The sequence below is a fragment of the Streptomyces sp. NPDC057963 genome (assembly GCF_042887155.1).
Taxonomy (GTDB): Bacteria; Actinomycetota; Actinomycetes; order Streptomycetales; family Streptomycetaceae; genus Streptomyces.
On sequence record NZ_JBHVPX010000015.1, the window covers coordinates 69,248 to 93,314 of the forward strand.

General features: G+C 72.3%; 21 protein-coding genes. 7 read left to right on the top strand and 14 right to left on the bottom strand.

Going from position 1 to position 24,067, the window contains the following annotated elements:
- Window positions 1–61 precede the first annotated feature (61 nt).
- Window positions 62–673 carry a hypothetical protein gene (locus ACFVT1_RS30160; RefSeq protein WP_389800986.1) on the top strand — a complete coding sequence of 204 codons (612 nt, stop codon included), beginning with the start codon at window positions 62–64 and terminating at the stop codon, window positions 671–673.
- A gap of 114 nt (window positions 674–787) precedes the next feature.
- On the opposite strand, the gene soxR is transcribed toward ACFVT1_RS30160, so the two are convergent.
- Entirely contained in the window at window positions 788–1,261 is a 474-nt protein-coding gene (gene soxR / locus ACFVT1_RS30165; RefSeq protein WP_389800988.1) for a redox-sensitive transcriptional activator SoxR, read from the bottom strand.
- Between the two features lie 135 nt (window positions 1,262–1,396).
- Here soxR and ACFVT1_RS30170 point away from each other — a divergent pair, with 135 nt between their 5' ends.
- The gene (locus ACFVT1_RS30170) at window positions 1,397–1,858 is read left to right on the top strand and encodes a MaoC family dehydratase (protein ID WP_389800990.1); all 462 of its coding nucleotides are present in this window, start codon (window positions 1,397–1,399) and stop codon (window positions 1,856–1,858) included.
- 13 nt (window positions 1,859–1,871) lie between these two features.
- On the opposite strand, the gene ACFVT1_RS30175 is transcribed toward ACFVT1_RS30170, so the two are convergent.
- The 3 genes from ACFVT1_RS30175 to ACFVT1_RS30185 all read right to left on the bottom strand — a co-directional run bounded on the left by ACFVT1_RS30175 (window position 1,872) and on the right by ACFVT1_RS30185 (window position 4,145).
- Window positions 1,872–2,495, bottom strand: coding sequence for a TetR/AcrR family transcriptional regulator (locus tag ACFVT1_RS30175; protein WP_362206290.1), 624 nt, complete (start codon window positions 2,493–2,495; stop codon window positions 1,872–1,874).
- A 116-nt stretch (window positions 2,496–2,611) separates the two neighbouring features.
- Window positions 2,612–2,902, bottom strand: a complete 291-nt coding sequence (locus ACFVT1_RS30180; RefSeq protein WP_389800992.1) for a YiaA/YiaB family inner membrane protein — start codon at window positions 2,900–2,902, stop codon at window positions 2,612–2,614.
- A 91-nt stretch (window positions 2,903–2,993) separates the two neighbouring features.
- Entirely contained in the window at window positions 2,994–4,145 is a 1,152-nt protein-coding gene (locus tag ACFVT1_RS30185; RefSeq protein WP_389800994.1) for an acyl-CoA dehydrogenase family protein, read from the bottom strand.
- A 65-nt stretch (window positions 4,146–4,210) separates the two neighbouring features.
- Between ACFVT1_RS30185 and ACFVT1_RS30190 the strand changes: the two genes are divergently transcribed.
- From ACFVT1_RS30190 to ppk2, 3 genes are all read left to right on the top strand, one after another.
- The gene (locus ACFVT1_RS30190; protein ID WP_389800995.1) at window positions 4,211–4,900 is read left to right on the top strand and encodes a TetR/AcrR family transcriptional regulator; all 690 of its coding nucleotides are present in this window, start codon (window positions 4,211–4,213) and stop codon (window positions 4,898–4,900) included.
- 15 nt (window positions 4,901–4,915) lie between these two features.
- Window positions 4,916–5,638, top strand: a complete 723-nt coding sequence (locus tag ACFVT1_RS30195; protein WP_389800997.1) for an ArsR/SmtB family transcription factor — start codon at window positions 4,916–4,918, stop codon at window positions 5,636–5,638.
- Window positions 5,639–5,833: 195 nt separating this feature from the next.
- The gene (ppk2, locus tag ACFVT1_RS30200) at window positions 5,834–6,859 is read left to right on the top strand and encodes a polyphosphate kinase 2 (protein ID WP_389800999.1); all 1,026 of its coding nucleotides are present in this window, start codon (window positions 5,834–5,836) and stop codon (window positions 6,857–6,859) included.
- Window positions 6,860–6,903: 44 nt separating this feature from the next.
- On the opposite strand, the gene ACFVT1_RS30205 is transcribed toward ppk2, so the two are convergent.
- The 9 genes from ACFVT1_RS30205 to ACFVT1_RS30245 form a co-directional block, all read right to left on the bottom strand.
- On the bottom strand, window positions 6,904–7,983 hold the full coding sequence (locus ACFVT1_RS30205) for a Zn-dependent alcohol dehydrogenase (protein ID WP_389801001.1): 1,080 nt from the start codon (window positions 7,981–7,983) through the stop codon (window positions 6,904–6,906).
- A gap of 50 nt (window positions 7,984–8,033) precedes the next feature.
- The gene (locus ACFVT1_RS30210; RefSeq protein ID WP_389801002.1) at window positions 8,034–9,422 is read right to left on the bottom strand and encodes an aldehyde dehydrogenase family protein; all 1,389 of its coding nucleotides are present in this window, start codon (window positions 9,420–9,422) and stop codon (window positions 8,034–8,036) included.
- 309 nt (window positions 9,423–9,731) lie between these two features.
- Window positions 9,732–11,624: an ABC transporter ATP-binding protein gene (locus tag ACFVT1_RS30215; protein WP_389801003.1), complete on the bottom strand. Its 1,893-nt coding sequence runs from the start codon at window positions 11,622–11,624 to the stop codon at window positions 9,732–9,734.
- A 131-nt stretch (window positions 11,625–11,755) separates the two neighbouring features.
- Window positions 11,756–13,249 (bottom strand): CitMHS family transporter, encoded by a 1,494-nt coding sequence (locus ACFVT1_RS30220; protein ID WP_389801004.1) that lies wholly within the window; start codon window positions 13,247–13,249, stop codon window positions 11,756–11,758.
- A gap of 132 nt (window positions 13,250–13,381) precedes the next feature.
- Entirely contained in the window at window positions 13,382–15,691 is a 2,310-nt protein-coding gene (locus tag ACFVT1_RS30225) for a molybdopterin-dependent oxidoreductase (RefSeq protein WP_389801005.1), read from the bottom strand.
- Between the two features lie 260 nt (window positions 15,692–15,951).
- Window positions 15,952–16,572, bottom strand: coding sequence for a TetR family transcriptional regulator (locus tag ACFVT1_RS30230; RefSeq protein ID WP_389801006.1), 621 nt, complete (start codon window positions 16,570–16,572; stop codon window positions 15,952–15,954).
- A 48-nt stretch (window positions 16,573–16,620) separates the two neighbouring features.
- Complete coding sequence (locus ACFVT1_RS30235; RefSeq protein ID WP_389801008.1) at window positions 16,621–17,904, bottom strand: hypothetical protein; 1,284 nt, start codon at window positions 17,902–17,904, stop codon at window positions 16,621–16,623.
- Window positions 17,901–18,749 (bottom strand): hypothetical protein, encoded by an 849-nt coding sequence (locus tag ACFVT1_RS30240; RefSeq protein ID WP_389801010.1) that lies wholly within the window; start codon window positions 18,747–18,749, stop codon window positions 17,901–17,903. Before ACFVT1_RS30240 ends, ACFVT1_RS30235 begins: the two co-directional genes overlap by 4 nt.
- Window positions 18,746–20,872: a right-handed parallel beta-helix repeat-containing protein gene (locus ACFVT1_RS30245; RefSeq protein WP_389801012.1), complete on the bottom strand. Its 2,127-nt coding sequence runs from the start codon at window positions 20,870–20,872 to the stop codon at window positions 18,746–18,748. Before ACFVT1_RS30245 ends, ACFVT1_RS30240 begins: the two co-directional genes overlap by 4 nt.
- A gap of 121 nt (window positions 20,873–20,993) precedes the next feature.
- On the opposite strand from ACFVT1_RS30245, the gene hmgA reads away from it, so the two are divergent.
- Window positions 20,994–22,322 carry a homogentisate 1,2-dioxygenase gene (hmgA, locus tag ACFVT1_RS30250; RefSeq protein WP_389801013.1) on the top strand — a complete coding sequence of 443 codons (1,329 nt, stop codon included), beginning with the start codon at window positions 20,994–20,996 and terminating at the stop codon, window positions 22,320–22,322.
- A gap of 82 nt (window positions 22,323–22,404) precedes the next feature.
- The gene (locus ACFVT1_RS30255) at window positions 22,405–23,172 is read left to right on the top strand and encodes a GntR family transcriptional regulator (RefSeq protein WP_389801015.1); all 768 of its coding nucleotides are present in this window, start codon (window positions 22,405–22,407) and stop codon (window positions 23,170–23,172) included.
- A 137-nt stretch (window positions 23,173–23,309) separates the two neighbouring features.
- On the opposite strand, the gene ACFVT1_RS30260 is transcribed toward ACFVT1_RS30255, so the two are convergent.
- Entirely contained in the window at window positions 23,310–24,017 is a 708-nt protein-coding gene (locus ACFVT1_RS30260; protein WP_389801016.1) for a TetR/AcrR family transcriptional regulator, read from the bottom strand.
- Between the last annotated feature and the right edge of the window lie 50 nt (window positions 24,018–24,067).

Sequence of the window (24,067 nt, forward strand, 5' to 3'; positions counted from 1 at the left end):
ATCGGGCGGCCGCACGTCTATTCCTGGACGCCGAAGTACGAGCGACGGAGGTGGCGGTGCAGTGGCCGGATTCCGGAGTCTTGCGAGACAGGTCCGCGATCCGCGGAGCGACCTGGCGCTGCGGCGGTATTCGCTGCGCAAGTGCCTGGAGAGGTTCGCCCCTTACGGGCATCGGGCGACCTGGGACCATCTGTGTGCCCGGCACGGGATCGATGCCGAGGACCGGTCCCCGGATCCGGTGCGGCTGATGCGCGCGCTGGACGAGCTGGAGGCGGCACGGGCCGTCTGGCTCGGCTACGAGGCGGGGTTCGCCGAGCGCCGCAGGCGGGAGAAGCACGACGGGTTGCGCAGGCCGGGCGCGTTCGACGACTGGCACCGGCGCACCTGGGGCGGGTACGGGGTCGCCCGCTGCGAGGACCCGGGGGTGCACCCCTCGGCGCCGCTCGCCGAGGTCCTCGGCCGGCTGATCGCCGCCCTGGAGTCGGAGCCGGGCACCGCCTGCCCGGTGTGCGCGGGCACGGAGATCGCCTGGCGGCCGGACCTGGGGTGCGAGCCGTGGTCGGGGCCGGTCTGCACGGGGTGCGGGATCCTGGTGCCGCAGCCGGTGCTCACGCGGGGGGCGCTCGCGAGGGCCCGGAGCGCGCACCACGGGAATCTGGCGTCGGCGGCGTGACGGACGGCGAGGGCATCCGGCGGGCGCGCCCGACGAGGAATCCGACAGGTGCGCCCGACCGGAGTGTCCGGCGCGCCCGCCCGGCAGCCGAACGGCGGCGGGCGGGCCCCGGATCTACCGACAGTCGGCCGACGGACGCTCCGGCATCAGCCGCGAGCCGCTGATCCGCCGCCCGGAGACGTCGTCCGGGTTGGAGAGCACGCAGTTCTCCAGCGACAGGCAGCCGCAGCCGATGCAGTCGGTGAGATGATCCCGCAGCCGGCCCAACTGCTCGATGCGCTCGTCCAGTTCGCAACGCCATGCGGCGGAGAGCCGCGCCCAGTCGTCGCGGGTGGGGGTGCGCTCCTCCGGGAGCTCGGCGAGGGCGTCGCGGATGGTGGCGAGCGGGATCCCGACCCGCTGCGCCGCACGGACGAACGCGACCCGGCGCAGCGCGTCCCTGCTGTAGCGGCGCTGGTTGCCGCTGGTGCGGCGGCTGCTGATCAGGCCCTTGGCCTCGTAGAAGTGCAGGGCCGAGACAGCGGCGCCGCTCCGCGCGGAGAGCTGGCCGACCGTGAGTTCCTGGAGTGTCTGCGGGATCTGGGGCACCCCTCCAACCCTACGTGGCCACCCCCGGGCAGGTCCGTCGTTGACAGGAACGCACCCGCCAACCATGCTGAGCAAGCGCTTAGACAGGCGCGCGACACCGGATGGCCGAGAGCGGGAAGGGCAGGGACCAGGGACATGGCGGAGCCGAGGATCTTCACGTCCGCGCAGGAGCTGCGCGACGGGGTGGGCGAGCAGTTGGGGCACAGCGAGTGGCTGGAGGTCGACCAGAAGCGGATCGACCTCTTCGCCGAGGCCACCGGTGACCACCAGTGGATCCACGTGGACCCGGAGCGGGCCGCGGCCGGGCCGTTCGGCACGACGATCGCGCACGGCTACCTCACGCTCTCGCTGCTGCCCGCGCTCGTCCCGCAGATCATGCGGGTCGAGGGCATGAAGATGGGGATCAACTACGGGACGAACAAGGTCCGCTTCCCGTCCACCGTCCCTGTGGGCTCCCGGCTGCGCGCGACGGCCGCGCTGCGGAGCGTGGAGGAGGCCGGGGGCGGCGTGCAGGTCACCGCCGTCGTCACGGTCGAGCGCGAGGGCGGCGACAAGCCGGTGTGCGTGGCCGAGTCGGTGTCGCGCTACTACTTCTGACGGCGCCCCGGCGCTACCGCCCGGCAGCGACCATGCGCAGCACGAGGTCGGCGTACAGCTCGCCGACCTCGTCCGGCGTCCGGCTGCCCTGCGCGTTGAACCAGCGCGCCACGTCGATGCAGAGCGAGAGCACCGCCAGCGTGGTACCCGGGATGTCGGGCACGTCGAACTCCCCGGCCCGCACGCCCTCGCTGATGATCCGGCGCACCACCGCGTCGCTCCTGCGGCGCAGCTCGACGATCTCGGTGCGGTGCTCCTCGCCGAGGGCGTCGAGTTCGTACTGGACCACACGGGCCGTGGTGTGCCGTTCGGCGTGCCAGCGGACGAAGGAACGTACGGCCTCGGCCAGCCGCTCGGCGGCCGTGCCGCCGCTGTCGGCGGCGGCCTCCAGGACGAACAGGGCGCGGTCGTGACCGATCCTGCTGATCCGGTGGAGCAGTTCTTCCTTCGTCTTGTAGTGGATGTAGAGCGCGGCGGGACTCATCCCGGCCCGGCCGGCGATGTCGCGGGTGGTGGTCGCGTGGTACCCGCGCTCGGCGAAGGCGTCGACGGCGGCGACGAGGAGCCGCCTGGCCGCCTCGGGTGTCACCTCGGCCCACGGCGCACTGTCGCCGTCGGTCTCCTCCGCCGTGCTCATCGTCACTCGCCCCTCTCGTCAGCAGGACGAACACCATACCCCGAACCTGAGCAAGCGCTTAGGGTCCGTCCGGGCCGGACCCTCCGGGCGCCGGAGGGCCGGAGCTTCCGCGGTGGTCAGAGCTTCTGGAAGGGGTCGTGCTCCGCGAGGATCTTCTCCAGCCGGGCCTGGTCGACCCGGCTGACGATCTGCCCCGCCTCCTGCCGGTCGCGGATGACCTTGGCCAGGGTGAAGCAGGAGGTGACGAGATAGAGGACGCCGATCGCGAGGAATCCGCGGACCCAGGCGTCGGCGTCGAGGAAGTAGATACCGAGGGCCACCGCGGCCATCGCCGCCCCGAAGGACGCGACGGCCTGGCTGTAGAAGGCCGCGGTGCTCTGCTGCTTGACCGATGCTGTGTCACTCATGGCACCCAGCATCGGCCGCCGTGGCGTGCGCCACATCCGTCCCCGTACTCAGTGCGGTACTCAGACTCCCGTTCGAGCGTGGGCGGAGCGGTCAGAAGGCGGAGACCCCGGTGAGCGCGCGGCCGATGATGAGCTTCTGGATCTGGCTGGTGCCCTCGTACAGCGTCATCACCCGGGCGTCGCGCAGCAGCTTGCCGACGGGGTACTCGTCGATGTAGCCGTAGCCGCCGAAGACCTGGAGGGCGTTGTTGGCGGCGCGGACGGCGGCCTCCGAGGCGAAGAGCTTCGCCTTGGAGGCGGCGGTGGCGAAGTCCTCGCCGCGGTCGACGAGGTCGGCCACCCGCCAGGTCAGCAGCCGGGCGGCGTCGACGTCCACGGCGATGTCGCTGATGAGTTCCTGGACGAGCTGGTGGCGTGCGATGGACTTGCCGAACTGCTCGCGCTCGCCCGCGTAGCCCACGGCCGCGTCGAGGGCGGCCTGCGCGATGCCGACGCAGCCGGCCGCGACCGACATCCGGCCCTTGGCCAGGGCGGACATGGCGATCGAGAAGCCCTTGCCCGCCGGGCCCAGGAGCGCCGAGGCGGGGACCCGGACATCCTCCAGGACCAGCTCGGCAGTGGCCTGGCCGCGCAGGCCGAGCTTGCCGTGGATGGTGCGGCGGCTCAGGCCGGGGGTGTCGGTGGGCACCAGGAAGGCCGATATGCCCCGGTGGCCGGGGGCGTCACCGGTACGGGCGAAGAGCAGGACCACATCGGCCCAGGTGCCGTTGGTGATGAACATCTTGCTGCCGTTGATGACGTACGAGCCGCCGTCCCGGACGGCCTTCGTCGTCAGGTTCCCGGCGTCCGAACCGGTGCCGGGCTCGGTGAGACCGAAGCAGCCGACCGCGTCGCCCGCGGTGAGCGCGGGCAGCCAGCGCCGCTTCTGCTCCTCGTCGCCCCGGGCCGCGATCGTCTTGGCGACCAGGCCGAGGGAGACGGAGACGATGCCCCGCACCGAGGAGTCGCCGCGGCCGAGCTCCTCGGTGACCAGGCAGTAGGCGAGGTGGTCACCGCCCGAGCCGCCGTACTCCTCGGGGACGGTCAGCCCGAGGAAGCCGACGGAACCCAGCTTCTTCACGATCGACCTGTCGACGCTCTCGGACCGGTCCCACTCCACGGCATGGGGGGCGACCTCACGGGCGACGAAATCCCTGGCGAGCCGCCGGACGGCCTCCTGCTCCTCGCCGAGTTCCAGGTTCATCCTTCGACTCCCCACCTTTAATTAGCACTGCTAGTTTTCAGTTCGGAGGCCCTACTATGTGCCGCATGGCCCGACCGCGCAAGCCCCTCCTCAGCAGAGACCGCATCGTCGAGACGGCGGGCGCACTCGTGGACTCCGAGGGACTCGACGCCGTCTCCACCCGTCGGCTCGCCGCCGAACTCGGGGTCAGCGGACCCTCGCTCTACAACCACTTCCGCAACAAGGACGAGATCCTGGACGCGGTCGCGGACGCCGTGTCCGCCCAGGTCGATCTGTCGATGTTCGACGAGGCGGACGCCCGCGACTGGCGCGCCGCCCTGCACGACTGGGCCGTCTCCTATCGTGCGGCGCTCAGTGAGCACCCGCACATCGTCCCGGTGCTCGCCCAGGGCCCGGGGCGCCGCCCGGCCGGGCTGCGGGTCGCCGACGCCGTCTTCGGCGCGATGGTCCGGGCCGGCTGGCCGCCCGCCCAGGCAACGCACATCGGCGCCCTGATGCGCTACTTCATCACCGGATCGGCCCTCGGTTCGTTCGCCCGCGGCTTCGTGGACGACGAGACGGCGTACGACCCCGCGGACTATCCGCACCTCGGCCAGGCCCACCTGCTGGCCGAGCGCCGCCAGAAGGTCGACGACGGGGCGTTCGAGACCGGGCTGCGGGCGCTGGTCGACGGCCTCGACCTCCAGTACCAGCGGCTCCCGCGCGAACAGCTGCCGCCCGCCGGAACAGTTCGGCAGCGGCCGAAGCGTCCCTGACGCATCCTGGAACCCATGGCACGCATGGCACACCCCGACCCGGCCGCGCCCCGGCTCGCCGCCCTGGCCGCGCTCCTCGCCGACGAGACCCGCGCGGCCTTCTGCCTGGCCCTGCTCGACGGCCGTGCGTGGACCGCGGGAGAGCTGGCCCGCTACGCCTCGGTGGCACCCTCCACCGCCAGCGAGCACCTCGGCAAGCTCGTCGCGGGCGGGCTGCTGGCCGAGGAGCGGCAGGGCCGCCACCGCTACCTGCGGCTCGCCGACGAACGGACCGCACACCTCGTCGAGGACCTGGCGGCCCGGGTCCTCGCCGGTTCCGCGCCCGAGCGGCCGCACACGCTGGGCGCGGCGAGCGCGGGCAGCGCACTCGCGCGCGGGCGCACCTGTTACGACCACCTCGCGGGCCGGATCGGCATCGCGATCGCCGATGCCATGACCGTCCGGGGGCTGCTGCGGCAGGACACCAGCTTCGCGCTCACCGATGACGGCCTCGGCTGGTTCGACGGGCTGGGCATCGGCCTGGAGTCGAGGTCGCGGCGTCCGCTCGTACGGAGCTGTCTGGACTGGACGGAACGCAGGCCGCACCTGGCGGGGGCCGCCGGAGCCGCGCTGTGCCGGCACGCGCTGGATGCCGGGTGGTGCGTGCGGATCGGGTCCGGACGCGCGGTGAAGGCGACCCCGGAGGGGGAACGGGCGCTGCACGAGCACCTCGGTATCGAGCCGTCCGCCCTCCGGTAGGTGCCGAACGGCCGCGGCCCTGCGGCCGGGGCCATGACGACGGCATCCGCCCCGGTGGCGACGCCCGCGCCCCCTCGTGACGGGCGGGCCACCGCCGTGGCCTGCTCCGTCCGGCCGGGGTGGCGGTCTCCCGTACTCGTCAGCAGACTGGCCTGACGCGGAAGAGTCCGGCACAGCCGGTGGAGGGACACCTGCATGACACGGAGCGCCAAGGAACCGAGCAGCCGCAGGACGACGAAGAAGCAGCCGGCCGGGGCCCGGGAGGCCCTGCCGGACGCCCTGGCCGAGGCGGCCCGCCACGGCGGCTCCGGGCTGGACGGCTTCACCGTGGCCGACAGCGGTGACGACGACCCGGTCCTGGTGACGCCCGAGGGCCGGGCCCGGGACGCCTGGCGCGAGGACTACCCGTACGACAACAAGCTCGGCCGGAGGGCGTACGAGAAGTCCAAGCGCGCCCTGCAGATCGAGCTGCTCAAGCTCCAGCACTGGGTGAAGGAGCGCGACGAACGCCTCGTCATCCTCTTCGAGGGGCGCGACGCGGCGGGCAAAGGCGGCACCATCAAGCGCTTCACCGAGCACCTCAACCCCCGTGGCGCACGGGTGGTGGCCCTGGAGAAGCCCACCGAACGCGAGCGCACCCAGTGGTACTTCCAGCGGTACACGGCCCATCTGCCGTCCGCCGGGGAGATCGTGCTGTTCGACCGGTCCTGGTACAACCGGGCGGGGGTGGAGCGCGTGATGGGGTTCTGCACCACCCGCGAGTACCTCGAATTCATGCACCAGGCACCGGGCTTCGAGCGGATGCTCGCCCGGGACGGCATCCACCTGGTGAAGTTCTGGTTCTCGGTCTCGCGCGACGAACAGCGCAACCGGTTCATGATCCGGCAGATCGATCCGGTGCGGCAGTGGAAGCTGAGCCCGGTCGACCTCGCCTCGCTCGACGAGTGGGACGCGTACACGGAGGCCAAGGAGCTGATGCTCTTCCACACGGACACGGCGGACGCGCCCTGGACGGTGGTGAAGAGCAATGACAAGAAGCGGGCCCGGCTGGAGGCGATCCGGCATGTGCTGCACCGCTTCGACTACCCGGACAAGGACACGGACGTGGTCGGCGAACCGGACCCGCTGATCGTCGGCCCGGCCTCCCGGCTCTTCGAGCAGGACGAGATGGGCGCCCGGCTGCTCACCACGGAGCGGGCTCAGGCCGCGCCGACGGCCTGAGGGCTGTCCCCCGATCCCTGGCGGGACAGCCCTTGGAACCGGGATCAGAACACGACGAGCGCGCGGCCCCCCTTGCCCGCGATCATGTTGTCGAAGGCCGCCGGGATGCCTTCCAGCGCGATCCGTTCGGTCACCATCATGGAGAGGTCGAACCGGCCCGCCCGGATGTGCTCGGCGAGGACCGGCAAATCGCGGGCCGGATCGCTGTTCCCGTACACACAGCCGGTCAGCGAGCGGCCCCAGTGGAAGATCTCCAGGGCGTTGAAGGTCACCGGCTGGTCCTTGCCGCCGATGCCGACGACCGTGGTGCGGCCGCCGCGGCGGGTGGAGTCCCAGGCGCCGCGGATGGTGGCGGGCCGCCCGACGCACTCGATCGCGACGTCGGCGCCCTGGCCGGCGGTGAGCTTCCGGATCGCGCGCGGGGTGGTATCGGAGGCGATCACGTAGTCGGTGGCGCCCGCCTGCCGGGCCAGTTCCTCCTTCTCCGGGGACACGTCGACGGCGATGATCTTCGAGGCGCCCGCGATCCGGGCGGACTGGAGCACGGCGAGGCCGACGCCGCCGATGCCGAACACGACGACCGACTCGCCGGGGTGGACCCGGGCGCTGTGGTGGACGGCGCCGTATCCGGTGAGGACCGCGCAGCCGAGCAGGGCGGCGTCGGTGAGCGGGATGCCGTCCGGGGCGGGCAGGACGCAGTTCGCGGCGACGACGGTCTCCTGCGCGAACGCCGCCACGTTCAGGCCGGGGTGGAGTTCGGTGCCGTCGGCCGTACGGGCGTGGAGGCCGGCCGCACCGGCCAGGGCATGGGCGCAGAGCCAGACCTCACCGATCCCGCAGTGATGGCAACTTCCGCAGGAGGGAGCCCAGTTGAGTACGACGCCGTCACCGGGCGCGACATGGGTGACACCGTCGCCGACCTCGACGACGGTGCCCGCGCCCTCGTGCCCGAGGACGGCGGGGACGGGCACCCGCATGGTGCCGTCGGACAGGGAGAGGTCGGAGTGGCAGACACCCGCGGCGGCGAGACGGACTCGCACCCGGCCGGGGCCGGGCTCCGGGAGTTCGATGTCGGTGATCTCCAGAGGGGCTCCGGCGGCGGGCAGTACGGCGGCGCGGACCACGAACAGGCTCCTTGACGGTCGGCAGCGGGGATCGGGGCGGGGCGGAACGGTCAGAACTGCAGGGACTTGGTCTGGAGGTACTCGGCGAGCCCGTGCGAGCCGAGCTCGCGGCCGACGCCGGACTGCTTGTAGCCGCCGAACGGGGCGAGCGGGTTGAACCGGCCGCCGTTGATGTCGACCTGCCCGGTGTCCATCCGGCGGGCGAACGCCACCGCCTCGGCGTCGTCGCCCGCCCAGACCGCGCCCGCCAGGCCGTACACGGTGCCGTTGGCGATGCGCAGGGCGTCGTCCTCGTCCTCGTAGCGGATGATCGAGACGACCGGGCCGAAGATCTCCTCCTGGGCGATGGTCATCTCCGGAGTGACGTCGGCGAACACGGTGGGGCTGACGAAGTAGCCCTGCTCGCGCGGGGCCTCGGGGCCGCCCGCGACCAGGCGCGCACCCTCCGACACGCCCTTCTCGATGTAGCCGAGCACCCGCGCGTGCTGCTTGGCGTTGACCAGGGGACCGATGCGGTCGCCGTACGTGGCGGCGGCCTCGGCGGCAAGCGCGACCGCCTCGTCGTACTGGGAGGTGTGCACGAGCATCCGGGTCCAGGCACTGCACGTCTGGCCGGAGTTGCCCATGACGTTCGCGATGCCGGCGCCGACGGCCCTGGCCAGGTCGGCACCGGGCAGGATGACGTTGGCGGACTTGCCGCCCAGTTCGAGGGCGACGCGCTTGACGGCGGCGCCGGCCGTGGCGCCGATCCGCCTGCCGACGGCGGTGGAGCCGGTGAAGGAGACCAGGTCGACGCCCTCGTGCTCGGCCAGCGCCTGTCCCGCGACCGGCCCCAGGCCGGTGACCAGGTTGAACACGCCCGCGGGGAGGCCCGCTTCGTGGGCGGCCTCCGCGAAGAGCTGGGCGGTCAGCGGGGTGTCCTCGGCCGGCTTGAGGACGATCGTGCAGCCGGCCGCGAGCGCGGGGGCCACCTTGGCGACGATCTGGTGCAGCGGGTAGTTCCACGGTGTGATCGCGCCGACGACGCCGACCGGTTCGGCGTAGACGGTGGAGTTGCCGACCTTCTCCTCGAAGGCGTACGACGCGGCGAGCTCGGCGTACGAGCCCGCCACCAGGATCGGCACGCCCGCGTGCACCGCCCGCGCGAACGGCAGCGGGGCGCCGAGTTCGGCGGTGACGGTCGCGGCGACCTCGTCCCTGCGGGCGACGAGGACGTCGCGCAGGGCGGCGATCCGCGCGGCGCGCTCCGCGGGCGCGGTCGCGGCCCAGGCGGGGAAGGCCGCCCGCGCGGCGGAGACGGCGGCGTCGACGTCCTCGGCGGTGCCCGCCGGGACGTGGGCGATGACCTGCTCGTCCGCCGGATCGACCACGGCGATCGTGTCCGTGCCCGCGGCGGCGCGCCACTCGCCGCCGATGTACATCCCATCGTGGGCCTTCATCGCATTCCTCCCGGGTGCCGCGGTTACGGCGTAGTCGTCCGCGCCCAAACTAGCGCTGTTAGTTTTTGGGCGCCAGGGCCACGTCTCCGAGGGCCGTGTCCATGGCTCCCGCCACCGTGTCATGCCGCGCGGCCGTGCCGCGCGCCGGATGTCCGTCCGGCCGGGGCCAGCAGCACGCCGGCAACGCCCCTCCTGGCGCCCGGGGCCGGGGCGTCCGGCAGGAGCGTTCGCGGCGGACGAGAGCGCCGCGACGGACGGGAGCACCGCCCGCACCGGGCACCCGGGCCGACCGCCGGCGGCGGCCGTTCGTCAGCCCAGTTCCACTTCCGCGGGCTCCGTGCCGGGGGCCTCGAACTGGGTGCGGTACAGCTCCTCGTACCGGCCGCCCGCCGCGAGGAGCTCTTCGTGGGTGCCCCGCTCCACGATCTGCCCGTTCTCCACGACCAGGATGAGGTCGGCCGCCCGTACGGTGGAGAGCCGGTGGGCGATCACCACCGCCGTGCGTCCCGCGAGGGCCTCGGTGAGCGCCTCCTGGACAGCCGCCTCGGAGGTGTTGTCCAGATGGGCGGTGGCCTCGTCGAGGATGACGACGCGCTGGCGGGCCAGGAGCAGCCGGGCGATGGTCAGCCGCTGGCGTTCGCCGCCGGAGAGCCGGTAGCCGCGTTCGCCGACGACGGTGTCGAGCCCGTCGGGCAGCGAGGCGACCAGACCGTCCAGGCGGGAGCGGCGCAGTGCGTCCCAGAGGTCCTCCTCGGTGGCTTCGGGCCGGGCGAGCAGGAGGTTGGCGCGGACCGACTCGTGGAAGAGGTGGCCGTCCTGGGTGACCATGCCGAGGGTGTCGCGCAGGGTGTCGGCGGACAGATCGCGTACGTCGATGCCGCCGATGCGTACCGAGCCCTCGTCCGTGTCGTACAGGCGCGGCAGGAGTTGCGCGATGGTCGACTTGCCCGCGCCGGACGAGCCGACGAGGGCCACCGTGCGGCCGGGTTCGGCGCGGAAGGAGACCCCTCGCAGCACTTCTCCGCCGCCCCGGGTGTCGAGGGTCGCGACATCTTCGAGCGAGGCGAGGGAGACCTTGTCGGCGGACGGGTATCCGAACCGCACCTGGTCGAACTCCACGGAGACCGGGCCGTCCGGGACCGCCCGTGCGTCCGGCTTCTGCTCGATGAGCGGCGTGAGGTCGAGGACCTCGAAGACCCGCTCGAAGCTGACGAGGGCGCTCATCACCTCGACGCGCGCCCCGGCGAGGGAGGTGAGCGGCGCGTACAGCCGGGTCAGCAGCAGGGCGAGGGCGACGACCGCGCCCGCGTCCAGCTGTCCGCGCAGCGCGTAGAACCCGCCGAGCCCGTAGACCAGGGCGAGCGCCAGCGCGGACACGAGGGTGAGGGCGGTGATGAACGCGGACTGGGCCATGGCCGTACGGACCCCGATGTCGCGCACGCGGCCCGCTCTGGCGGCGAATTCGGCGGACTCGTCGGCGGGGCGCCCGAAGAGCTTGATCAGTGTGGCGCCGGGTGCGGAGAAGCGTTCGGTCATCCGGGTGCCCATCGCGGCGTTGTGGGCCGCTGCTTCCCGTTGGAGCCGCGCCATCCTCGTACCCATGCGGCGCGCGGGCAGCACGAACACCGGCAGCAGCACCAGGGCGAGCGCGGTGATCTGCCAGGAGATGGAGAGCATGACGCCGAGGGTGAGGAGCAGTGTCACGACATTGCTGACGACGCCGGAGAGCGTGTTGCTGAAGGCGCGTTGGGCCCCGATGACGTCATTGTTGAGGCGGCTGACGAGCGCGCCGGTGCGGGTGCGGGTGAAGAACGCGATCGGCATACGCTGCACATGATCGAAGACGGCCGTGCGCAGATCGAGGATCAGCCCTTCGCCGAGGTTCGCCGAGAGCCAGCGGCCGGCCAGGCCGAGCGCGGCCTCCGCGACGGCGATCACGGCGATGAGCAGGGACAGCCGCGTGACCGTGTCCCCGTCCTGGCCGGCCACGATCGCGTTCACGACGCGTCCGGCCAGGACGGGGGTGGCGACCGCGAGCAGCGCCGTCGCCACGCTCAGGATCAGGAACAGGGCGACCCGCCGCCGGTGCGGGCGGGCGAACGCGGCGATGCGCCGCAGGGTGGCTCGGTCGAAGGGGCGTCGGTCCGCTTGTGCGTTCATGACGTTGTGGAGCTGCGTCCACGCGGTGGCTTCCATGCTCATGGGAAGGAACGTACGACCTCCAGTGGGCTTGAGGTCAAGGTCGGTCCCCGGCAGTCGGCGTGGGACGCCGAATCCCGAAACGCCCTTCGACGGCGGGCAGCTCCGGCCGGGCCCCTGGGTACGGGCCGCGGTCAGATGATGCCGAAGAGGAGTCCGGCGCAGAGCACCACGAGTGAGGTGAGCGCGGCCCACTTGACGGTGAACCTGGTGTGGTCGCCGAATTCGACTCTCGCCATGCCCACGAGGACGTAGACGGCCGGGACCAGCGGGGACGACATGTGCAGGGGTTGGCCGACCAGCGAGGCGCGGGCGATCTCCAGCGGGGAGACGCCGTGGGCGGCACCGGCTTCGGCGAGGACGGGGACGACTCCGAAGTAGAAGCCGTCGTTGGACATGAAGTACGTCAGCGGAACGCTCAGGACGCCGGTGACGATCGCCATGTGCGGGCCCATGCCGTCGGGGATCGCGCCGACGAGCCAGTCGGCCATGTGGTCGACCATGCCGGTGCCGGAGAGGACGCCGGTGAAGACGGCGGCCGCGAAGACCATGCCGGAGACGTTGAGGACGTTGTCGGCGTGGGCGGCGATGCGGGCCCGCTGGTCGGGCATGTGGGGGAAGTTGACGGTGAGGACGAGGGCCGCGCCGAGCAGGAAGAGCACCGGGATCGGCATCAGTTCCATGATCATCGCGGTGAGCAGGGCGACGGTGAGGCCCGCGTTGAACCAGTAGAGCCGGGGGCGCAGGGTGGCGCGGTGGGGGTCCAGCCCCTTGAAGCCCTCGCCGTTGTCGTCGTCCCCGCCGTCCTCGACCTTGCCCTCGTTCCTGTCCTTGCCCTCGTCCTTGCCCCTGCCCTCACTCTTGTCCTTGTCCGCACGCGCTTCCGCGCCCGCCGCCGCCCCCGTACCGGCTCCGCCGGAGCTCTTGCGGGTACGGCCGCCGCCGCCCGCCCCGACGAGAACCGTCTCCGGCTCCGTGGCCGTCTCCGCGGCCAGCGCTTCGTCGAGGGTGAGCATGCCGAGCCGCTTGCGCTCGCGCCGGCCCAGCACGACGGCCAGCAGCAGGACCGCGGCGAGTCCGACGCCGAGCGCCGGGATCATCGGGACGAAGATGTCGGCCGCGTCCAGCTTCAGCGCGGTGGCGGCACGGGCCGTCGGGCCGCCCCAGGGAAGGGTGTTCATGACGCCGTTCGCCGTGGCGGCGACACCGGTCATCACGACCAGGCTCATCTTGAGGCGCTTGTAGAGGGGGTACATCGCCGAGACCGTGATCATGAAGGTGGTGGAGCCGTCGCCGTCGAGCGAGACGATCGCGGCGAGCACCGCCGTACCGACGACGATCCGCATCGGGTCGGCCTTGCAGAAGCGCAGGATGCCCCGCACGATCGGGTCGAAGAGGCCGACGTCGATCATCACGCCGAAGTAGACGATGGCGAACATCAGCATCGCGGCGGTCGGGGCCAGGTTGCCGACGCCCTCGATGACGTAGTCACCGAGCTTCGCGCCCTGCCCGACGGCTACGCAGAACAGTGCGGGGATCAGGACCAGCGCCGCGATCGGCGACATCTTCTTCATCATGATCAGGACCAGGAAGGTCGCGATCATGGCGAAGCCGAGGATTGTCAGCATGTGGGATACCTATCGTTCACCCTTGAACTCCCACCGGAGTCGGCGGTGCGGATGACGTTAGGACGCGGCTCGCCGCGTTAACAAGATGTTGACACGCGAGCAATACGAGCAAAACCCCAGGTCAACAGGGGGTCATGGGGCGGGCGCAACCGGCGGCACTTCCGGCGGCACTTCCGGGGCCGCGCCGTCGGACGCCGCGGCCGGGGTCACCGTCACCGGGATGCCGTTGAGCACGGCGGTACCGGAGAGCGGGTCGAGCCGGGTGCCGTCGAGAAGCTGGTTGACGTTGACGCCGGGGCGGGTCGCGGCGACGGAGAGCCGGGTGCCGGGGCGGTCGTGCCCCCACCCGTGCGGGAGGCTCACCACTCCGGTCCGTATGCCCTCCGTGAATTCGACCGGGACGGTCAGAGCGCCGCCGTCCGACGCGACCGCGGCCCGGCCGCCGTCCGTCAGCCCGAGCCGGGCCGCGTCGGCGGGATGGATCTGCAAGGTGCAGGTGTTCGAACCGCCGCTCAGTTCGGCGATGTTGTGCAGCCAGCTGTTGTTGGAGCGCAGATGGCGGCGGCCGACGAGCAGGAGGGTGTCCGGTCCGCGCCGGTCGGCCAGGGCGCGGCGGAGCCTCGGCAGATCGGCGGCGATCGGTGCGGGGAGGAGTTCGACGCGTCCGCTGCGGGTGGCGAGGACCTGTGGGAGGCGGGGGCGGAGCGGGCCGAGGTCGATGCCGTGCGGGTGGGCGAGCAGCCGTTCCAGGCCGAGGCCGTCGGGGTCGGTGCCGAAGCCCTCGCCGTACGGGCCGAGGCGGAGCATCAGGTCGAGGCGGCGTTCGGGTCCGGTGCGGCCGGTCAGTGCGGCCGCGAGTCCGGCCGGGGCGCGGCCGTGCACGGGCGAGTGCGGGTCGGCCACGGCCCTGGTCAGCATCCGGTCGATGGCCAGGGCGTCGACGGCGGACGGGTCGGTGCCGTGCATCCCGGAAACGGCGAGGACGAGCCGGGCGAGGATCTCGCTCTCGTCGAGCAGACCGTCGCCGAGGGGGACGGCCGCGCGGGTGTACCGGACCTGGTTGCGCACGGCGAAGGCGTTGAACGCGAAGTCGAAGTGGGCGCTCTGCGAGGGGGGCGGCGGAGGCAGCACCACATGTGCGTGCCGTGAGGTCTCGTTGAGGTACGGGTCGACGGCGACCATGAAGTCGAGCCCGCCGAGGGCCCGGTCGAGCCGGTCGCCGTCGGGTGCGGAGAGCACGGGGTTGGCCGCGAGGACGATCAGGGCGCGGATCCGGTCCTCCCCCGGCGTCTCGATCTCCTCGGCGAGCGCGGCGAGGGGCAGTTCACCCTTGGCCTCGGGGTGTCCGGAGACCCGGCTCGTCCAGCGCCCGAGGGAGAAACCCCGGCCCGGCGCGGCGGGGCGGGGAGCTCGGGCGGTGGCGGAGAGCGGGAAGAGCGCACCGCCGGGGCGGTCGAGGTTGCCGGTGAGGATGTTGAGGACGTCGACCAGCCAGCTGGCGAGGGTGCCGTGTTCGACGGTGCAGCTGCCGATGCGTCCGTAGACGGCGGCGGTGCGGGCCGCGGCCAGTTCGCGGGCGACCGTCCGGATGGTGCCGGCGTCCACGTCGCAGACCCCGGCGACCGCCTCGGGCGTGAACTCCCTGACCGCTTCGGCCACTTCGTCGATCCCGTCGACGTGGTCGGCGAGTGCGCCGGTCGCCGTGAGCTTCTCGTCGAAGAGGACGTGGGCGAGGGCGGCGAGGAGGAGGGCGTCGGTGCCGGGACGGATGGCGACGTGCCGGTCCGCGAGGCGGGCGGTGCGGGTGCGGCGCGGGTCGACCACGGTCAGGATGCCGCCGCGGCGGCGCAGCGCCTTGAGCCTGCCGGGGAAGTCGGGGGCGGTGCAGAGGCTGCCGTTGGATTCGAGGGGGTTGGCGCCGAGGAGGAGCAGATGGCCGGTGCGGTCGAGGTCGGGCACCGGGATGGCGTTCGGGTCGCCGAAGAGCAGTCCGCTGGAGACGTGCTTGGGCATCTGGTCGAGGGTGCTCGCGGTGAACAGGGAGCGCGTGCGGAGGGCGGTGAGCAGGGCGGCCGGGTAGAGCGCGCCGGCCATGGTGTGCACGTTCGGGTTGCCGAGGACGACACCGACGGACTGCTGCCCGTACTCCTCGGCCAGCGCGGGCACCGCGCGGGCGATCACGCCGAACGCCTCGCCCCAACTCGCCTTCTCCAGAACGCCGTTCCTGCGGACGAGCGGAGTGCGCAGCCGGTCCGGGTCCGCGTCGAGACCGCCGATGGACGCGCCCTTGGGGCAGATGAAGCCGCGGCTGAGGACATCGTCCCGGTCGCCCCGGGCGCCGGTGACGCGGGTTCCCTCGATGGTGAGGGTGAGTCCGCAGGTGGCCTCGCAGAGCGGGCAGATGCGCAGGGCGGTACGGGGGCTGCTGGAGTCGTGCGACATGGGCCCTCCCCGGGGCGGCGGCAGCGGTGGCGGCAGCGGTGGCACGCGTACATGGGCAAGCGGAGCCGAGCATACCGACCGGTACGCATGGCGGGGAGGTGTTGCGGTGACGGTATTTCCGGGCCTTGCGGCCGAGATGCGGCAGTACGGGGTGCGGGGTGCGGCGGTGTGGGATGCGGCAATACGGGGCGTGCGGCAGCCGAGCGGGTGCGGGGCGCACGGCAGCCGGGGGCGCCGGGCGTGGGACGAGGCCCTCGTGGTCAGTCCAGGACGTGCGCGAGGTAGGACCGGAGCAGGACGCGGGTCTCGGCGACGATCGCCCGGTCGCCCGACGGGTCGGTGCGGAAGGCGAGTTGGAGCAGCGCGTCGGCGGCCTCGACGCAGACCAGGATCGCCCGGAGCAGCTCCTCGTCGGGGGCACGGCCGAGGTGACCGGAGAGCAGTTCGGTGAGCCGGCCCGCGACCCGGTGGTTGGCGTCGTCGGCCGGGTCGTCGCCGGGGGCGGGTGAGCCGAAGTCGACGAGGGCGAAGCCGGCCACGGAGCACTTCATCGCCAGGTACTCGTCCAGGACGGCATCGATGGCGTTGCGCCAGTCGGCGGCCGCGATGGCGGCGAGGCGGGCGGTGACGCGTTCGGCGTAGCTGTCCAGGTTGCGCCGGGCGAGCGCGTCGGTCAGCGCGCGCTTGTTGGAGAAGAACCGGTAGACGGAGCCGATGGGGACCTCGGCGCGGGCGGCGACGGCCCGGGTGGACAGCTGCTCGTAGCCGGTCTCGTCGAGGAGTTCGGCGCAGGCGTCGAGTATCCGGGCGAGGCGTTCGGCGCTGCGCTGCTGCACGGGGGCGCGGCGGAGGTTCGTGTTCGCATGGGGCACGGGCTCCATGATGCCGTGGGTCTCCTCCGCGGTGGCCGGTCGGTGCGTGCGCGGCCGTCACGCGATGAGCAGGGACAGCCCGCCGATGGTGTACGCGATCATCAGGGCCAGCAGCGGGAGGTGCCCCGCGACGGCGCGTCCGGCGGGGAAGAGGCGTACCGACCTGTCGTGCGCCGCGATGACGCCGAGTACGTGGCCGAGGACGATCGCGGCGACCTGGAGCGTGGCGACGCCGCCCGGACCGAGGGGCGGTTCGGGCGGGACGGGATGGTCGGCGCCGGATGCCACCATGACGGTGCGTGGTCCTTCGGTGGCGAAGAGCGTGAAGTAGTGGGCGACGAGGTAGCCGAGGGCGATCGGGACGAGCGCGTGCGCGAAGGAGGTGAGCGGGGTGCGGATGTGACCGGAGATCAGCCGGGTGGCGCCGGCGCAGAGGGCGTAGAGGGTGGCGACGAGAGCGGCGGCGCCCAGGAGTCCGAGCGTGGCCGTGGTGGTGCGGCCCAGCGGTGAGGTCTGGACGGTGGTGATCCAGGAGGGGGCGTCGGAGAAGCCGTCGTAGGCGGTGGAGCCGAGCAGGACGCAGACGGTGGCGGCGAGTCCGGGGGTCTGCGGGGTGGCGTCGAGTCCGTTGAACGGGGAGCGGAGTACGAGCCGGCGGTCGGCGGGGCGGCGGCCGAGAGGGGAGAGCCGGGCGAGCAGCCCCGAGTAGACCTCGAAGGCGTCCGCGTGGTCGAACCATGCGGCGCCGTGGCGGGCGGCGCCCGCGAGGTGGACGGCGGCGTAGAGGGAGAGGAAGAGGAGGAGGGCGGTGGTCGACGCGGGGTCGGGGGCCACGAGTTCGAGCCAGGTGAAGGCGAGGAGCCCGGCCGCGGCGGGCCGCAGGCCGAGGCGTGCGGGAAGGGGGCGGCCCGCGGCCGGGTCGCGGCCGAGTGCGCGGCAGCCGAGGAGGTGGACGGTTCGCAGGGGGTTGAGCAGTCGCCAGACGGGACCGAGAAGCAGTGAGGCCGGGACGAGCCCGACCCAGAGGAGTACGTAGACGGCGCCGGGGGCCGGGTTGCGGCCGGGGTCGTCGGGTCCGAGAAGGAGGTGGACCAGGACGAACAGCGCGGCAGCCAGCCCGAGTACGCGCAGGGCGGTACGGGTGGGGCGGGCGTCGGCGAGGCGCTGGACGGCGGCCGGGAGCGGGCGGCCGGCCCGGTCGCCGCGGAACCGGGAGGAGGACCAGAGCAGGCCGAGCGCGAGAAAGGAGACGAAGAGCGCGGCGAAGGCACCGGCGAAGGCGTAGAAGGGGGACAGCGGAAGGTCGTGCTGGGCGCCGATGCCGTGGGCGAGGACGCTCACCGTACGACGAGTTGGGTCAGGAGCAGGTCGGACTCATGGGTCTCGACCTCGAAGAGCCCGGTGCGGTCGGCGGTGAACGTGAGGGTGGCGGTCTTTCCCGCGGGCAGCCGGGCCTCCTTGTCGTAGCCGTGGACGTGAAGGGTGTCGGCCCGGTCGCTGCGGACCCGGAGTTCGACGATCCGGTCCTTCGCGATCTCGGTGCGGCCGGGGGCGGGGCTGACCCTGCCGTGGGAGACGGTGATCTCCAGGATCGTGTCGGGCCGGGGCCTCTCCGGTCGGTGTGCCGCGGGGGCGGTGGGCTGCGTGGAGGCGGTGGCGAGGGAGGTGGTGGCCTGGATCGGGGCGGCGTCCACGGCCCAGGCGGTGTGGTCGTCCGCATAGAGCCGGGCGGTGAGGCCGGTGCCGCCGCCGGCACCGTGGACGAGGGCGGCGGGGAGGTGGTACCAGGAGCCGTAGACCCGGGCGAGGGGGTGGCCGTCGAGGAAGAGGCGGGCGTGGCCGCGCCCGAGGAGAGCCGCGCCGCCCACGCTGTCCGGGGTGAACCTGAAGTTCCGTACGGAGACATGGACGTTCCAGCCGTCCTCGGAGTCCGGCCGTACCGCGATCGTCACCGCGGGGGCGCCCTCGGCGCCGACCTGGCGCAGCCGGTGGCCCGCGCCGTCGTCGGCGGTGAGGAGCCGGCCGACGCCGCCGGTGGCCTGCTCGTGGCTGGTGCCGGGCTTGTGGTGGGTGGTGGCCCGCCCGCCGCAGGCGCTCGCACCGAACACGAGGGCACCCGCGGTGAGCACGGTGACGGCCGCGACGCCCGGCCGGGCGAGCCGCGCTCGCGTGCGGGAACGCTTCACGATCCGTCTCCTTCCCGGGTGGGGGCCGGAGCAGCGGGGTCCCGGCCGGGTGCCGGGCCGGCGACCGCGCCCGCCCCGCTGTCCGGGGCCGCGCCCTCCTGCGGCGCTCCCCGGCCGCCCGGCGTTTCCCGTTCGCCGTGCCGGGCGGCGGCCATGACGGCCCAGACCACCCAGATCGTCCCGAGCAGTCCCCGTACCCAGCCGGGGCCGAGCGGGATCCACGGGATCATGAAGACGGCCTTGTCGACGGCGTCGAGCAGGGTGAGGGCGCCCAGAACCACCGTGGTCCAGCCCAGCCAGGGCCGTGCGCCCCGCAGCGCCAGCCCGGTCCCGGTCCACCACACCCCGGTCAGCAGCAGGGCCAGCGCGGGCATCCGGGTGGCGTCCAGCCCCATGGTCGATCCGGCCACGTCCAGCCCGAGGCCGGCCGCGCCGAGCACCGCGACCGCGGTGGCGAGCCGGCTGTGCCGCAGGCGGCGCCACCACAGCACCCCGCCGACCAGTGCGAGTACCAGGGCGGTGCCCAGCGCGATCTGCACCTCGATGCGCTCGATGCCCCGTGCTCCGTACCAGTCGCAGCCGGCCGGCAGCCGTCGTGCCTGCACGTCGTAGTCGGCGCAGACCAGCAGTTTCGCCAGCTTGACCGGTTCGCCGGCGAGCCGGTCCGGGTGCCCGGAGACGGCGCCGCGCTCGGAGCCGCAGGCGGGCAGGGCACCCGGGGAGGAGGGCCCGGTGTCCGACTGCCAGCAGTTGCCGTCGCCCTGGCCGTCCCACCACACATCGGTGCGGTTGGGCCGGGAGTTGCCCGCCCTGTCCGTGCCGAGGTGGTTGCCCGCGTACCGGTTGTGGTGGGAGGTGTCGGTCTGCCTGGACAGCGCGTTCTCGCCGCGGATGAAGGCGGGGACGGCGCTCAGGAAGAAGGCGGCGCGCTGCTGTCCGTAGATCCAGTTGTTCTCGTACAGGTTCCAGTTGCCGCCCGCGGTGATGATGCCGGTGCCCGGCGGCATGGAGATCTGCGGGCAGACGACACCCTCCTCGTAGCCGCGGTCCACGGGCGGCTTGGCGCAGGTTCCGTCGGCGACGTACGGGTAGTAGTCGGCGTTGTTGTCGTGGATCAGGTTGCGTTCGAAGCGGGCGTGGTTCTGCGGGAGTCCGGGGTGGCCGGGGAAGGCGCTGTCCATCGAGGCGCCGCCCATGTTGTGGTCGAACTCGTTGTCGTGGACGTGGACGGAGTCGCCCGCGGTGCCGGAGTAGCCGACCATGTTGTGGTGGCTGCGGCAGCCGGTGATCTCGATCGAGTAGCGCGGGACCTCGTAGCCGTACCCGTCGTTGATGTCGGACGCGCTGCCGGGGTAGATGCCGGAGTCGCCGTTCCCGTACGCCTCGCAGTTCTTGTACAGCCCGTGGTCACTGGCGAAGGTCAGGAAGCCGTACTCGTCGTTCCACCGGGTGAGGACGTCGTCGATGACGAAGCCGTCCTGGGCCAGGACGTACAGGGAGTTGAAGGTGGTGCGCTGCGCGGTGAAGTTCTTGAAGTAGATGCCGTCGGAACCGTCCGCGCGGATCGCGTTGAGCTTCTGGTACTTGGCGTCGATGACGACATCCGTGCGCTCGGCGCCGGTCCCCTCGATCTGGAGGTCCTTCTTGCCGAGGATCGCCACCAGGTTCTGGTTGTGCGGGCACCGCGCCTGCTGCGCGTAGGACAGGATCTGGTAGCCGAGTCTGGAGTCGGGCGCCTTCAGCCGGGCGCACTCCCCCGCCGGCTCGGGCAGTGAGGGCTCCTCCTCGTACAGGCCGGGCAGGATCGCGATGTTCACGCCGGGCCCGCCGACCGCGTCGACGGCCTGCTGCAGATGGCGGTAGCCGGACTTCTGGCACCGGTCGAACAGCTTCAGGTTCCGGGCCCGCAACCCGTCCGGGAAGCCGGATACGCGGCGCTCGAAGTCCGCCCGGTCGCTCTTGCAGACCAGCAGATCCGGCTCGCCGGTGCGGTACACGGGGACGCTGCCGGTTCCGTCGGGCAGGGTGACCGGGCGTTCCTCGTGCGCCTGGACGGCCGGGGCCGCGAGGAGGGTGGCGGCGAGCGCCGCCGGGACCACCAGAAGTCTTCGTGTCCACGACATGTGCGGGAGAGTAGAGCATTGTTCAACTTATGGAACCCCCCATGCATCACGAATGCCGTTGACGCGCCCCGATCCGATTCCTACGGTTGTCCATAGGATTTCTTCGGCACCGGGAGCGCACATGAGCGGCATCGAGCAGGCGAGGAAGACGGCGGAAGGGCTTGGGTATTCCGCCGGTTTCGGCAATGAACACAGCTCGGAGGCGGTGCCGGGAGCCCTGCCGCACGGCCGCAACTCACCTCAGCGGGCGCCCCTCGGGCTCTACGCGGAGCAGTTGAGCGGCTCGGCCTTCACGGAACCGCGGGTGCACAACCACCGTTCCTGGCTCTACCGGATCCGCCCGTCCGCCGTCCATCCCCCCTTCGTCCGCATCGGCAACGGCGGGATCCGGACAGCCCCGTTCACCGAATCCGTGCCCGACCCCAACCGGCTGCGCTGGGACCCGCTCCCCGAGCCCGCGGCCGGGACGGACTTCCTGGCCGGCCTGTGGACCCTCGGCGGCAACGGCGACGCGACGCAGCGCACCGGCATGGCCGTGCACCTCTACCACGCCGACTCGTCCATGACCGACCGGGTGTTCAGCGACGCGGACGGCGAGCTGCTGATCGTCCCGGAGCGGGGCGGCCTGCTGCTCCGTACCGAACTGGGCCTGCTGCGCGCCGAACCGGGGCACGTCGCGCTGATCCCGCGCGGCGTCCGGTTCCGTGTGGAGCTGCTCGACGCCACCGCCCGCGGCTATGTCTGCGAGAACTACGGCCGGCCGTTCGCCCTCCCCGACCTCGGCCCGATCGGCGCCAACGGCCTGGCGAACGCCCGGGACTTCCTCGCCCCCGTCGCCGCGTACGAGGACGACGACCGCCCGGTGGAGGTGGTCAACAAGTTCTGCGGGAACCTCTGGTCCGCGACCTACGACCACTCGCCGCTCGACGTGGTCGCCTGGCACGGCAACCACACCCCGTACGTCTACGACCTGCACCGCTTCAATGTCATCGGCTCGATCAGCTACGACCACCCCGACCCGTCCATCTTCACGGTGCTGACCTCGCCGTCCGACACCCCCGGCCTGGCCGGTGTCGACTTCGTCGTCTTCGCGCCGCGCTGGCTGGTGGGCGAGGACACCTTCCGGCCGCCGTACTTCCACCGCAATGTGATGAGCGAGTACATGGGCCTGATCGAGGGCGCGTACGACGCGAAGACCGCCGGCAAGGGCGGTTTCGTGCCGGGCGGCGGTTCGCTCCACAACATGATGTCGGCACACGGCCCGGACCGGGAGACCTTCGACCGGGCGAGCGAGGCGGAGCTGAAGCCGCAGAAGATCGACGACGGGCTGGCCTTCATGTTCGAGACCCGCTGGCCGGTGACGGCGACCGGGCAGGCGGCGACCGCCGGCCATCTGCAGCGTGGTTACGACGACGTGTGGCAGGGTCTGAGCAGCAACTTCAGGCCGTAGGCAACGACGCCGCTCCCCGGCCCCGCGTCGTCGCGTCCGCTGTGTCGCAGTACGGAGAGACCAGGTGACCCAGGTGCCTCAGATGCCCAAGACACCCCAGAGGCATGCCTTCGCCCCCGATTCGCTGGTCCTGAACCGCAAACTGCCGCTGTGGTACCAGGTCTCGCAGTCGTTGCGCGCCTCGATACTGGGCCGCACCGAGGACGCCTCGGCGCGGCTGCCGACCGAGGAGCAGCTCGCCGCACATTACGGCGTGAGCGTCCTGACGATGCGTCAGGCACTCAAGGAGCTGGAGACGGAGGGGCTGATCAGCAGGCACCGGCGGCGCGGCACCTTCATCGAGCCGCGCGCCCGCCGGGTGTCGCCCATCCGGCTGCTGGGCTCGATCGACGCGATCGTGGCCCAGCAGTCGGGCGAACGGGCCGTGGTGCTCGGCCATGGCCCGGTCGCCGTGCCGGGCGACCTCGCCGAGCACTTCCCCGACTGCGCGGAGGTGGTCACCTACCGCAGGCTGCGCCGCGACGGGGACAGCGACGAGCCCACCAACTGGGCGGAGAACGCGGTGCATCCCGAGGTGGCGGCCCGGCTCGATGTCGCCGATCTCGAACGCTGGCCGATGACCAAGGTGCTGCGCGACCGGGTCGGTGTCCGGATCGCCCGCATCACCGACACGGTCGAGGCGCGCCTCGCCGACCCGGCCACCGCCGAACTCCTCCAGGTCCCGCTGCTGAGCCCGATCCTGTTCTACACAGGGGTGACGTACGACGAGAGCGGCCGGGTGGTGGACGTGGCACGGATCCGCTACCGGGGCGACCGGTTCTCCTTCTCGGTCACCGTCGAGGCCCGCTGACCCCGCGGAAGCACCCTGCCCCGGTTCCACGGCCGCGGCTGCGGCGCCGGGGAAAGCGGGCGGACGCGGCGACGGGGAGGGCGACGCGGTGGCAGCACGGACGGCGGACGGCTCCGACGGCGCCCGGGGCCCGCGCGCTACCGGTCGAAGGAGTCCAGCACCCGGCGCAGCGCCCGGTCGAAGACGCCGTCCAGATCGATCGGCCCGGGGTCCTCGGCGAATCCCGCCGCCATCCGCGGATACTTCCCGGTCGCGATCTGGCTGACGAGGTAGCCGGTGCGCACGGCGTGCTCCTGCTCCTCGGACCAGGGCAGCGACCGGCTGCGCTCCGCCGTGGCGATCTCGTTGGCCACATAGGTGGTGACCACACTGGTGAGCATGGCGATGAGTTCCATCTTCTCGCCGAACCGCACCTCGACCCCGTCCAGGCAGCTGAGCGCGTACTCCAGATACCGCAGGGCGTTCGGGCTGAAGCCGTACACGGGTGACATCAGCCGGGGCACCCAGGTGTGGCGGTGCATCATCTCGCGGGTCTGGCGGGCCAGCGCGAGGAGATCGGCGCGCCAGTCGCCGGAGGGCTCCGGAAACTCGTAGTCGGCGCTGACCGCGTCGAGCATCAGCTCGTACAGGTCCTCCTTGCGCGGCACGTAGTTGTAGAGCGACATGGTGCCGCAGCCCAGCTCCGCCGCCACCTTCCGCATGGACACCGCGTCGAAGCCGTCCGCATCGGCGATGCGGACGGCGGCCGCCGCGATGTCGGCGCGACTGAACGCGGGCCTGGGGCCCCGGCCGGCACGTTCGGGGCGCGCCCAGATCACTTCGGGTACAGCGGGTCGCCCCACCATCGATCACCACCTTTTCCCTCATCGTAGTTACGTACACCGTACGCAGTGCG

Excerpts from the sequence above, each read along its gene's own strand:
- ACFVT1_RS30185 (WP_389800994.1), bottom strand. The coding sequence starts at position 4,145 with ATGAACCTGGAACTCGGCGAGGAGCAGGAGGCCGTCCGGCGGCTCGCC.
- ACFVT1_RS30210 (WP_389801002.1), bottom strand. The coding sequence starts at position 9,422 with ATGAAGGCCCACGATGGGATGTACATCGGCGGCGAGTGGCGCGCCGCC.
- ACFVT1_RS30260 (WP_389801016.1), bottom strand. The coding sequence starts at position 24,017 with ATGGTGGGGCGACCCGCTGTACCCGAAGTGATCTGGGCGCGCCCCGAA.
- ACFVT1_RS30180 (WP_389800992.1), bottom strand. The coding sequence starts at position 2,902 with ATGAGTGACACAGCATCGGTCAAGCAGCAGAGCACCGCGGCCTTCTAC.
- ppk2 (WP_389800999.1), top strand. The coding sequence starts at position 5,834 with ATGACACGGAGCGCCAAGGAACCGAGCAGCCGCAGGACGACGAAGAAG.
- ACFVT1_RS30175 (WP_362206290.1), bottom strand. The coding sequence starts at position 2,495 with ATGAGCACGGCGGAGGAGACCGACGGCGACAGTGCGCCGTGGGCCGAG.
- ACFVT1_RS30190 (WP_389800995.1), top strand. The coding sequence starts at position 4,211 with ATGGCCCGACCGCGCAAGCCCCTCCTCAGCAGAGACCGCATCGTCGAG.
- ACFVT1_RS30215 (WP_389801003.1), bottom strand. The coding sequence starts at position 11,624 with ATGAGCATGGAAGCCACCGCGTGGACGCAGCTCCACAACGTCATGAAC.
- ACFVT1_RS30170 (WP_389800990.1), top strand. The coding sequence starts at position 1,397 with ATGGCGGAGCCGAGGATCTTCACGTCCGCGCAGGAGCTGCGCGACGGG.
- ACFVT1_RS30230 (WP_389801006.1), bottom strand. The coding sequence starts at position 16,572 with ATGGAGCCCGTGCCCCATGCGAACACGAACCTCCGCCGCGCCCCCGTG.
- ACFVT1_RS30245 (WP_389801012.1), bottom strand. The coding sequence starts at position 20,872 with ATGTCGTGGACACGAAGACTTCTGGTGGTCCCGGCGGCGCTCGCCGCC.
- hmgA (WP_389801013.1), top strand. The coding sequence starts at position 20,994 with ATGAGCGGCATCGAGCAGGCGAGGAAGACGGCGGAAGGGCTTGGGTAT.
- ACFVT1_RS30220 (WP_389801004.1), bottom strand. The coding sequence starts at position 13,249 with ATGCTGACAATCCTCGGCTTCGCCATGATCGCGACCTTCCTGGTCCTG.
- ACFVT1_RS30255 (WP_389801015.1), top strand. The coding sequence starts at position 22,405 with ATGCCCAAGACACCCCAGAGGCATGCCTTCGCCCCCGATTCGCTGGTC.
- ACFVT1_RS30195 (WP_389800997.1), top strand. The coding sequence starts at position 4,916 with ATGGCACGCATGGCACACCCCGACCCGGCCGCGCCCCGGCTCGCCGCC.
- ACFVT1_RS30225 (WP_389801005.1), bottom strand. The coding sequence starts at position 15,691 with ATGTCGCACGACTCCAGCAGCCCCCGTACCGCCCTGCGCATCTGCCCG.